This window comes from Vibrio sp. V19_P1S1T109, from assembly GCF_002241375.1.
Taxonomy (GTDB): Bacteria; Pseudomonadota; Gammaproteobacteria; order Enterobacterales; family Vibrionaceae; genus Vibrio; species Vibrio anguillarum.
On sequence record NZ_NDIM01000150.1, the window covers coordinates 1 to 10,434 of the forward strand.

12 protein-coding genes and 2 tRNA genes are annotated in these 10,434 nt (G+C 46.1%); 5 read left to right on the forward strand and 9 right to left on the reverse strand.

Features of this window, described 5'->3' with window-relative positions:
* Nucleotides 1-372 (forward strand): DUF2726 domain-containing protein (locus B9J87_RS06985; protein ID WP_141201550.1); only part of this gene is annotated, 372 nt, incomplete at its 5' end.
* Here B9J87_RS06985 and B9J87_RS06990 read toward each other — a convergent pair.
* Nucleotides 360-1,421, reverse strand: coding sequence for a GGDEF domain-containing protein (locus tag B9J87_RS06990; protein ID WP_094149946.1), 1,062 nt, complete (start codon nucleotides 1,419-1,421; stop codon nucleotides 360-362). The two genes, B9J87_RS06985 and B9J87_RS06990, sit on opposite strands and share 13 nt — an antisense overlap.
* A gap of 272 nt (nucleotides 1,422-1,693) precedes the next feature.
* Between B9J87_RS06990 and B9J87_RS06995 the strand changes: the two genes are divergently transcribed.
* The 4 genes from B9J87_RS06995 (at nucleotide 1,694) to B9J87_RS07010 (ending at nucleotide 3,595) form a co-directional block, all read left to right on the forward strand.
* Nucleotides 1,694-1,770 (forward strand) — tRNA-Val (locus B9J87_RS06995).
* A 37-nt stretch (nucleotides 1,771-1,807) separates the two neighbouring features.
* A tRNA-Val gene (locus B9J87_RS07000) sits at nucleotides 1,808-1,884 on the forward strand.
* 283 nt (nucleotides 1,885-2,167) lie between these two features.
* Nucleotides 2,168-3,220, forward strand: coding sequence for a lactonase family protein (locus B9J87_RS07005; protein ID WP_094149948.1), 1,053 nt, complete (start codon nucleotides 2,168-2,170; stop codon nucleotides 3,218-3,220).
* Between the two features lie 12 nt (nucleotides 3,221-3,232).
* On the forward strand, nucleotides 3,233-3,595 hold the full coding sequence (locus B9J87_RS07010) for a RidA family protein (protein ID WP_088728898.1): 363 nt from the start codon (nucleotides 3,233-3,235) through the stop codon (nucleotides 3,593-3,595).
* Between the two features lie 113 nt (nucleotides 3,596-3,708).
* On the opposite strand, the gene cydX is transcribed toward B9J87_RS07010, so the two are convergent.
* The 8 genes from cydX to B9J87_RS07050 form a co-directional block, all read right to left on the reverse strand.
* Nucleotides 3,709-3,810, reverse strand: a complete 102-nt coding sequence (gene cydX, locus B9J87_RS07015; protein ID WP_013856710.1) for a cytochrome bd-I oxidase subunit CydX — start codon at nucleotides 3,808-3,810, stop codon at nucleotides 3,709-3,711.
* Nucleotides 3,811-3,822: 12 nt separating this feature from the next.
* On the reverse strand, nucleotides 3,823-4,959 hold the full coding sequence (cydB, locus tag B9J87_RS07020; protein WP_094149956.1) for a cytochrome d ubiquinol oxidase subunit II: 1,137 nt from the start codon (nucleotides 4,957-4,959) through the stop codon (nucleotides 3,823-3,825).
* Nucleotides 4,960-4,970: 11 nt separating this feature from the next.
* Nucleotides 4,971-6,551 carry a cytochrome ubiquinol oxidase subunit I gene (locus B9J87_RS07025; RefSeq protein ID WP_094149958.1) on the reverse strand — a complete coding sequence of 527 codons (1,581 nt, stop codon included), beginning with the start codon at nucleotides 6,549-6,551 and terminating at the stop codon, nucleotides 4,971-4,973.
* Between the two features lie 120 nt (nucleotides 6,552-6,671).
* Nucleotides 6,672-7,271 carry an HvfX family Cu-binding RiPP maturation protein gene (locus B9J87_RS07030; protein ID WP_017044810.1) on the reverse strand — a complete coding sequence of 200 codons (600 nt, stop codon included), beginning with the start codon at nucleotides 7,269-7,271 and terminating at the stop codon, nucleotides 6,672-6,674.
* Nucleotides 7,268-8,014 (reverse strand): HvfC family peptide modification chaperone, encoded by a 747-nt coding sequence (locus B9J87_RS07035; protein ID WP_094149960.1) that lies wholly within the window; start codon nucleotides 8,012-8,014, stop codon nucleotides 7,268-7,270. Before B9J87_RS07035 ends, B9J87_RS07030 begins: the two co-directional genes overlap by 4 nt.
* On the reverse strand, nucleotides 8,007-8,870 hold the full coding sequence (locus B9J87_RS07040; RefSeq protein ID WP_094149962.1) for a DUF692 domain-containing protein: 864 nt from the start codon (nucleotides 8,868-8,870) through the stop codon (nucleotides 8,007-8,009). Before B9J87_RS07040 ends, B9J87_RS07035 begins: the two co-directional genes overlap by 8 nt.
* Nucleotides 8,858-9,172 (reverse strand): hypothetical protein, encoded by a 315-nt coding sequence (locus B9J87_RS07045; protein WP_013856716.1) that lies wholly within the window; start codon nucleotides 9,170-9,172, stop codon nucleotides 8,858-8,860. The genes B9J87_RS07040 and B9J87_RS07045 overlap by 13 nt, the downstream gene beginning before the upstream one ends.
* Nucleotides 9,162-10,118 (reverse strand): MBL fold metallo-hydrolase, encoded by a 957-nt coding sequence (locus B9J87_RS07050; RefSeq protein WP_029189808.1) that lies wholly within the window; start codon nucleotides 10,116-10,118, stop codon nucleotides 9,162-9,164. The genes B9J87_RS07045 and B9J87_RS07050 overlap by 11 nt, the downstream gene beginning before the upstream one ends.
* Between the last annotated feature and the right edge of the window lie 316 nt (nucleotides 10,119-10,434).

Genomic DNA, 10,434 nt, shown 5'->3' on the forward strand with positions numbered 1-10,434 from the left:
GCAAGAACCTTAGAGCCGCGAGTCATCATCGAGTTGGATAACGGAAAAGAACTGCATAAAGGCAAGGTAGAGCGTGAAAAATTGCTGATGCATGTGTGTAAGTCTGCCAACATTCCATTGATTGGTGCGAACATCAAACACAGCTATCAAGTGAGTAAACTAAGAAGGTTACTGGCCGCACATATTGATTTGATCGAAACCGATAAAGAAGTGCGTTTTTGCAAAAAATGTGGCAGCCCAATGGTGATAAAAATTGCCAGCCAAGGCGAATTCAAAGGCCGACGATTCTTTACGTGTAGCCGTCAACCACAGTGTACCTATACTGAAAATTATAATGTGGTGTATGAAGTCGGAGAGGATCAAGAACTCTGAGAAGCCCAAAGTGTCGCATCATTTTTGCTGTCATTGACTTGGCAAATACGAACTTGGTTACGTCCATTTTTCTTCGCTTTATAAAGCTCAACATCGGCTAATTTCAGTAGTACATCCAACTTGTCACCTTCACGGTATTCACAAATACCGACACTTAAGGTCAGTTGGATTCGCTTCGATCCATAAGCGTACAAATGTTGATTAATCGCCTCACGCAGTTTTTCTCCCACATGTTCGGCTTGCGTGATGCTGTTATTAAACAAAGTCACACAAAACTCCTCCCCGCCGATACGGTAGAGGTTATCGTCGCCCACAATTTGAGACATTACCTGCGTCGTATCGATCAGCACCTTGTCACCGGCATCATGCCCATGGGTGTCATTCACTTGCTTAAAATAATCAAGGTCAATCACTAAAAGGCACAGCGTCGTATCCACTTTATTTTGCACAAAGTGAGCGAAGGCATGAGTGAGTGCTAAACGATTGTGAGAGCCCGTCAACGCATCACGAGAAGCAAGATAGCGTAGTGAGTTTTCGGTTTTTTTACGGCTAGATTCAAAAATATGAGCCACTGTCCAAATTCCGCAGTAGCAAAGAAGCAGATTGATCATCAACGGGATTGGATCATAAGCTTCATTCCATAAGGCTTGATAATAAATGTTGAACAGTTGCGGAATGAGTGCGATGCCCGTAGCGAGGCGGCCATGCTTAACCCCTAGCAATAGATAAAAAAGTACTGGGAAAAACGTGGTCCATAAAAATAGACCATTACTTAAAGGCTGGATAAAAGTCCCTGCGCTGATAATAAAGATTAGAAAATAAACGTAGACACGAATATGAGTAGCTGAATGTGTTTGTTGCTTTGCAATCAAGTAAGCGTAATAGGAGTAACACATGAAGACAAATTCTAATGCTGCTAGCCCGTAGCTGTAAGTGTAAAAAACGTTAAATAGGACGAAGAAAAATGCAATAGCGGTCAGCAGTAAGCTTAACCCACAAAGTACTGAGGCTCTCAAATGATGAGAATGATTGAATAATCGCACATCCATGTTACGTCACCGTATTGCATATCGAAGATATTGATAAAGCTTATAGTACGAGATAATTGGTCCGAATCAATGGATAATCTCACATAACTTATACAATGAAATAAATTGGACAGCTTACATCTATTGTTAATCCGGTTATTGTGCTTAAACCCAGAGTTGTGAATAAAAAACAGACAAGCTGGTGATAGATAAGCCAACTGGCTCAAAAACAAAGAAAATAGACTTGCACACAGCAAAAACAGCCGTTAATATCCACTCCGTTCTGAAGATATGCGTCCGTAGCTCAGTTGGTTAGAGCACCACCTTGACATGGTGGGGGTCGGTGATTCGAGTTCACTCGGACGCACCATTTCAGTTGCATGTATCATGCTCAAGAACAAAAATTTGGGTCTTTAGCTCAGTTGGTTAGAGCGTCTGGTCGACATCCAGAAGGTCGTTGGTTCGAATCCAATAAGACCCACCAAATTCAAACAAAGCCCGCCACGTGCGGGCTTTGTTGTATCTAAAAACCCACGCAACGTTATCGCGGAAAATTATTTAACAGCGAAGATGGATTTTATCCTCTAGGAAAAATAAACATTATTCCGAGCATGTTGTTCATTGATTATGTTCCGCAATCGCCCGATTGGATTTAAGTTTGGACTGTATGGCGGTTTTCATCACTGCCACACAGGCAGCTTAATTAAATTATCCCAGATTAAGGTGAAATTTGGGTATAGTGTTTTATTTTTGATGATAGGTGGAAAATGAGCACACACAATGCCGCGCGTTTTTACATTGGTACTTATACGGATGCACCAAGCAATAGTAACGGCGTTGAGCTGATTGAGCTTAACACCATCACGGGTGAACTTAGTGTTTTGCAAGAGGTGATGGCGACGCGTAACCCTTCCTACCTTCTTGAAACCACCAAGGGCTTTTACACTTTTAATGAGGTAGAAGCGAGCGACAACCCACAATTAATACACATTAACAAGGGCTCTGTTTCTCAAGTGCCACTGTCGGGTAGCTATGCATGTCATCTTGCTATTGATGCCAAGCAGCGCTATTGCGCCGTGGCGCATTATGGGTCGGGTAATGTGAACATTGTTCGTTTGGACGACACTGGCAAACCGGAGTTATGTATCGCTGATCTATGGATTAATGGTCAGGGGCCAAATGCAGAGCGCCAAACCTCACCTCACGCTCATCAGGTGGTTTTCCTTAAACAGTCGTCGCAACTGGTTGTGGTCGATTTAGGGAGTGATGCAATTCATTTTTTCGCCATCAACAGTGATAATCAGGCATTTTCATTGGCGCAAACTGTAGAGATGCCTGCGGGGAGTGGGCCGCGCCATGTGGTGTTTAATCACGCAGAAACCCGAGCTTTTGTGGTCTGTGAATTGTCGGAGACTTTGGTCACCTTAGTATTTTCCGGGACACAATGGCAAATAGAGGCTGAGTGCGATCTCTTGCCGAATGAGGCGAAAAGTGGAGCGGCTGCGGCGATTAAGTTGTCGCCCGATGAACGTTTTCTCTATGCTTCCTGCCGAGAGCAAAATAAAATCGTTCTTTTTGAACTATGCCAGCCACAACCGCAATGGATTGCCGCATTTGATGTCGGTGGCCAATTCCCGCGTGACTTCACTTTGTCTGCGGATGGAGATTGGTTGTTGGTTGCTAGCCAACATTCACACACAATCGCCAGTTATCGCCGAGATGAAACCACAGGCAGGTTGGTTGCCAGCGGCTTTAGCTGCAAAGTCGGCGCGCCAGTCTGTGTGATCGAACAGCACTGTTGCGAGTTATCTTTACCATAAAGAGAGAAATTAATGACTATTCATCGTATTAATCCGAGTAAACGTTGGTCTGACATTACCGTATTCAACGGCATTGCCCACTTTGTGGAAGTGGCTGATAGCGATACAAAAGCCGATATGAAAGGGCAGGTTGAGCAGATCTTAGCCCAAGCTGAGCAACAGTTAACGGCGATCGACAGCGACAGAAGCCGTGTGTTATCGGTGACGATTTATGTCACAGATTTTGCTCATTTCGCCGCTTTGAATGAAGTGTGGGATAGCTGGTTTCCAGAAGGATGCGCACCAAGCCGAGCCTGCGTTCAAGCGCAACTGGCTAACCCTGACTATCTGGTTGAAATGGCTTTTGTTGCCGCAGCTGGCCCAAAATTTCAGTAAGACGTTTCTTACGATGTGATAAAAAATGGCGCTAAAAACAGCGCCATTTTTTTATCTTAAAGCTTGATGATCTTAACGCTTCTTAGCAGGTTATCGGCTTGCATATGAGTGAGTTACGATTCATCGAAATGCTCAGCTTGCTCAAGCCACAATCCATTGATTATGCCAAATGCGCAGGCGAGTAATACGCCAAGAACCCAACAGAAATACCACATCAGTCATCTCCTTTAGTACAGCGATACGCTGTGGTTGCGAATATAATCATCACTCAATCGACCGAACATTTTGTAGTAACCCCACGCGGTGTAACTGAGGATGACTGGCACCACTAAGATGGCGACAATCGTGATGATATTGAGTGTTTTCTGGCTGGATGTGGCATCCCAAATCGTCAAACTGTGTGATGGCATTAAGCTTGACGGCATGATCATCGGAAATAGTGCCACGCCTGCCGTTAAAATAATGCATGCAATAGCAAGGCTAGAGAATAAGAAGGCCCAGCCAGATGCTCTTTTCAGGCTTGCCCACATGCACGCCAATAAGCTCGCGATGCCCACGCAAGGGATCAACCACAGCATCGCGTGTGCTTGATAGTTATGCAGTAAATGGCGAGCAACGCTAACCACTTCTTTGTGCAAGGGGTTTGAAGCGGCATCCGTGACAATCGGGCTCACGATAATATAACCCGCCATGTTGGTGGCAAAGAATCCGCCGATGAGAAATAATGCCACCGCAATGCTGGCACTGACCACCGACGCGCTATGGGCTCGCTCACGTAACGCATCACAAGTTTTGAGCTGTAAAAACGTTGCGCCTTGAGTGACGACGATGGCAAGGCTGAGCAGGCCACACAGTAGTGGAAATGGCGTGAATAGATCCCAAAAATGGCCTTGGTAATCAAGCATCAATAAGTTATTGAGCTGAAAAGGGACTCCTACCAATAAATTGCCAAAACCAATGCCAAAGATGAGGGGCGGCACAACGCCACTGATGAACAGTGCGTTATCGCACGCCTTGCGCCATGAGGGATTATCGATTTTTGAGCGATAATCCATACCTATTGGGCGCAGCCATAACGCGGCAAGTAGCAACATCATCGCTAAATAGAAACTAGAAAATGCGGTGGCGTACACCAGTGGCCAGATGGCGAAAATCGCACCGCCAGCGGTAATCAGCCATACTTGGTTGCCATCCCAATGAGGCGCGATACTGTTGATCATCACTCTTCGTTCAACATCACTGCGTCCCAAAATGGGCAGTAGCGCTGCAACGCCCATATCAAAGCCATCGGTGATGATAAAACCAATCAATAGCACACCGACAATCGCCCAAGTCAGCAGACGTAAGGTTTCGTAATCAAACATTGTGTTCTCCCTTAATGGTGTACGTGAGATAGAGATCCGTGCCCATCTTGCGTTTCAAAATGGTAACGTCCGGTATGTAGGGCGCTTGGTCCGCGCCGAGCAAACTTCACCATCAGGTACATTTCCACCACCAAAAATGCGCTATAGAGTAAGTAAACTAGGCCCAGTGAAATCCATAAATCGCTGGTTGATAGGTTAGATACGGCCATATTAACCGGAAGCACTTCACCGATAGCCCAAGGTTGGCGGCCAAACTCAGCAACAAACCATCCCGCTTCACTGGCAATCCAGGGAAGTGGAATGGCGAATAATGCCGCCTTAAGTAACCAAGGCTGAGTGCCGATTTTTCGCCGACAAATTTGGATGAAACAGAGCCCAATCACAGCGAACATCGCCATACCGCAGGCCACCATGATGCGGAAGCTCCAAAACAGAGGTGCAACTTGCGGAATGGTATCTTGCGCGGCTTGTTTGATTTGGCTTTCAGTCGCATCAGTTACTTTATCGGTGTATTTTTTGAGTAATAAACCGTACCCCAAATCCTCTTTTAGCGTTTCAAACTGAGCGATGTTTTGCGGTGAATCGTCACCATTGCGTAAGGCTTCCAATAACCCGTAAGCGAGCATGCCATTGCGAATGCGCTCTTCACTGCGCGCCATCAAATCTTTTAAGCCGATGACGGGCTCATCCAATGAACGCGTGGCGATAATACCCATCAAATAAGGGACTTTAATCGCCGCGTCTGTGTGCATGGTTTCTTGGTTAGGTAGCCCAAACAGAGTAAAAGAGGCAGGGGCTTGTTCGGTATCCCACTCGGCTTCAATGGCGGCCAGTTTCACCTGTTGTACTTCACCTAAGGTGTAACCTGACTCATCACCTAGCAATAAAGTGGCGGTAATGGATGCCATGCCAAAAGCGCAAGCCACAGCAAATGAGCGACGCGCAAAGGGAAGGTCGCGCTTTTTCAATAGGTAGTATGCGCTGATACCCATGATAAACAGTGCGCCTGTGGTGTAACCCGCCGCAACGGTATGCACAAACTTCACTTGGGTTACTGGGTTAAAAATGACATCAGTAAAGTTGGTCATTTCCATACGCATGGTTTGATAGTTAAACTCGGCGCCGACGGGGTTTTGCATCCAGCCGTTGGCCATCAAAATCCACAATCCAGAAAAGTTAGAGCCTAAAGCGGTTAACCAAGTCACGCTTAAATGCTGACGCTTAGAAAGGCGCTCCCAGCCGAAGAAAAATAATCCAACGAGTGTTGATTCAAGAAAAAAGGCAATCAAAGCTTCAATCGCCAGTGGGGCACCAAAAATGTCACCCACATAATGAGAGTAGTACGCCCAGTTGGTGCCAAATTGAAACTCCATAGTGAGGCCGGTGGCAACGCCAACGGCGAAGTTGATGCCAAACAGCTTGCCCCAAAAACGAGTCATGTCTTTGTAAACGGTTTTGCCGGTCATGACATACAGTGATTCCATGATCGCCAGTAAAAACGATAAGCCAATGGTCAGCGGAACAAAAATAAAATGGTAAAGCGCCGTACTGGCGAACTGGAACCGTGACAGTTCCACCACATCTGTAAGCATAAAGTCTCCCTCCCGCCAGCAAAATGGCAGGTAAGATAGTCAGAGATGAATGTGTGATTGATAACACCTGCCACTTGAAGCTGCGGGCGGCAACTTCAAGTTAGTAGGCATCATTAGGTGTTAAGCAGTTTGAGGCGTGCGAGTGAATGGTTTTTTTAGCCAGTAGTCGAGGCTGACGTAGCGGCCACCACCGTAAATGAAAAGAACCATCAGCATCACAAAGTAAGTAGCCGCAAATTCCATCCCGTTATTGAGCATCACAGGGTCGCCAAGTTCTGTGATGTAGTTGTAGCGGCCCGGAAAATTGACCGCCAACCATTCAATAAAACCGTTTAAGCGCACCGTCGCTTCCATACTGCTGGTGGCAATCGCGTCCCAGCCATGTTTCCAGTGCACCATTGCGCTCGCCACACTCATCATGAGAATCATAGGGATAGCCATAATGCGAGTAAAAAGACCAAGTGCGATGCATATACAGCCGAGAACTTCTGTCGCGGCGGCTAAAAATGCCAGCAGTTCTGGAAAAGGTAGATTTAAACCACCATCGGCGGTTGAGGCGCCAAACCAAGCAACGGTTCCAGCGAAACCAACCACTTTGGAATGAGCGCCGACAAAAATCACCGGCACGAGGAAAAGTCGAATCGCAAGTAGTACTATAAAATCGAATTTTTTAAATTTTTCGATCACGCCATCGTACCAATTGAGGGCTGAGTGAATCATAGAGTTTCTCCTAATAAATACAGGCTGATGAGTCCTTGTTGCTGAAACGTTTGAACCCACGCCAAAAAATGGAAGTTGGATAGGTGTTGAGCTATCTGTTGTTCTAGTTGCGTTAGTGACTGCGCTGGGGCGTTTTGAATCATCTGAATTAGGGCGATATCCACTTCTCTGAGTTTTTGTGATACCACCTGATGCGATGCATGACGAAATACCCCATAACAGACCGTTTTCTGTTCTTGAATCAAAAAAGTGACCGATTCTGGATGGACAAGAAAAGGCACTTCGACCAGTTTTAACGTTGGGTTAAGCTGTATGCAAAACGCCTCCGGTTGAGCTTCAACATCATCCCACCACACGTTGAGATGCGGCACATGAGCGCTATCCATTTCAGCGTTGAAAACGATCCATTCATATTCAAGCAGTGCGATTTGCTCAGCACTGAGGTTAACACTGGCGTTATGGTTATTTTGCTGTTGGATAAACTGAACAAATTCAGTCGCAATCTGATGGAACTCAGGCTCCATAGCGCCATGTATTACCAGCCATTCGTCCGTCAAAATGTAGAGTGTTTCCTCGTTAAGTTGAGCGTAAAACAGAGGAAAAGTGTGCTTAATGACAGAGTAGATATTCGCTCGAATGAACTCTCGATAACGGCAGGGCGGTTCGCCTTGCGCGACAGGAGAGCGGATCACACAGGTCAGTGCGTGCATTGACATACTCATGTTCATTGGTGGTTTAAGCATGGCTACGCTCCACATCGATAACTAATGATGGCGCTGGTTGCATAATATCGTGATGGATAGTGCGCAACTCTTCAGTCAAAACCACCAGAGGAGGCACATGATGATCACGTTCAAGCAGCAAAGGACGGCTACCTTGTTGAGCGTAAGCATAACGAGCCAAGTCAATCACCTCTTGTTGTACTGGTTTGCCATGGGTATCGAGCAAGAAATCTTCGCGCTCTTTTAAGTGACCTGCGATGTGGTAATAGCAGATCGCTTCGCTCGGTAAAGTGGCCAGCATGTCAAACGGGCAGTAATTGTGGTTACGGCTATTCACATACACATTATTGATATCAATCAGCAGCTGGCAGCCGCTGCGCTCAACTATCTCAGCAATAAATTCGCCTTCGGGGATCTCCTTGCCGTAACTGTGGTAGTAGGAGATGTTTTCCAGCACCAAAGGGCGTTGCACAAGATCTTGAACGCAGTGAATGCGATCGACCAAGTAAGCAATGCTCTCTTTATAGCGCGGGATAGGCAGCAGTTCATACAAGTACCCTTGGGCATCACGCGAAAAGCTCAAATGCTCACTGTAAATGTCGATGTTAAATTCATCTAAAAATGCCGCTACCTTTTTCACAAACGCTTTGTTCAGTGGCTGACAATCGCCAATCGACAAACTCAGCCCATGTGCAACCAGAGGATAGTGCTTTGCTATCTGCTGTAACTGCTCGCGTTTAAGTCCGCCCATGTTCATCCAGTTCTCCGGAGCAAGCTCAAGGAAATCGATGGCGGGATGGTCAGGCAACTGGCATAGCAAATCGATGTGTTCGCTACGCAAGCCGATGCCTTTTGAAGTGCGATCTATTGCCCGCATACACCACCAGTGATTTTGCTGTTGGTTAGAGTAATGGTTTCAGCGGAAGGTGCGATTCCCTCTGCGGTTAAGCCACATTTACCATCTCTGGCGCGTACTAAACGTCCTTGCGGATCGCTTTTTAGATCCTGTTTCTCAAAGCGTTTTTCAGTACCACATTTGCCAGCCGCGCATTTGCCACCATTTTGAGAGGTGGGTTGCGCACTCACTGGTGCTTCCGTTGACGTTTCTGCAACGCTCATTGCAGGATGAAGAGCAATGGCCGAAGTCATCGCAATAGACAAAACAATTTTACAATTCATGGGTTATCTCCTTCACGGAACTCATTGGGTAGCTTGAGAGATCACGGGCGGCAATAACTTCGCCGTGATAAAACTGTTTGATGATCTTGGTGGACTCTGATTTATGTTTAAGGCCGACTCCCATCCAGTGGTTGAGCACGAGCAGTTTAGGATTGATTTTGGCTGCAATTTCGCCAATCACTGAAGGTTTAGCGTGCATAAATGCGGAAACTTCATCGGCTGACTCATGAACAGCCATCGGCATGACTAAAATGTCAGCGCCTTGAGCAAAATCGAGAAATGCTGGGTTACTGCCGTTTTGATCGGCAGAAATAACAATAACGCCCTGATCACTTTCAATACGATAAGCCAAACATGGCACGTCCCCATGAGGAATACCGAGTGCGTAAATGGTTAAACCGTCTTGTTGATACACTTTAGTTGGTGTCGTGGTTTTGTAAGGAACATCAGTGATGGTGACTGGGAACAAACCATCGCTGCCATCATATAAACCATTTAAATAAGCGTAAGCGCCATCTTTGCTATTAAAGAGTGCGTCCATATAACCTGATAGGCTAGGGAAGGCTGATCCCGCTTGCGGGCCTGCAATATCTAGCGGGTCTTCTCGCTTAAAGAAGTAGCCGCCTTTGAGCAGCGCGGGCAAGTCTGCAACGTGATCGGTGTGAAAATGGGTAATGCCTAGAAAATCCAAATCTTCCAGTTTAGAGCCTGATTGGCCAAAGCGCAGATACGCGCCGCCGCCAGCATCAATCATGATTTTAGATTTTCCTTTCCACCAAATTACTTCCGCTGAAGAAGAGCGCAGATCATCTGAAATTGGCCCTCCCGATCCTAAAACTTGTAAAGTGAATTCTTTGTCGAGCGGTTCTAACGAGTTTGCGTAAGCACCGATGGCACCGCACGACAAACTGATTGCGAGCACCAGCGCCTTGAGTGGTTGTTTCATGCTGACTACCTTTTGATTGTCTTTTTTATGATATGTGGATACCTAGGGCGAAAAGAGACTTGCGATAAAAGTGCAAGCTTTTTGATTCTCGTCAAGGTGTAGGTGAAAGATATGATTTACGAGGATGTTTGGTCAATCTTGATTTTCTTACCTATTGGTTAAGGTAAATTGAACAATGTGGTGTGATGCAATAATAAGCCTGTTAGATTCTAGGTTTGCACCGCATAGCCAGAACCAATTAATACACATAAAAAAATAACAAATGTTCTATTTAGAACGGCATCACTCCAGTGTTCAGTGATATTTAACCCACGTT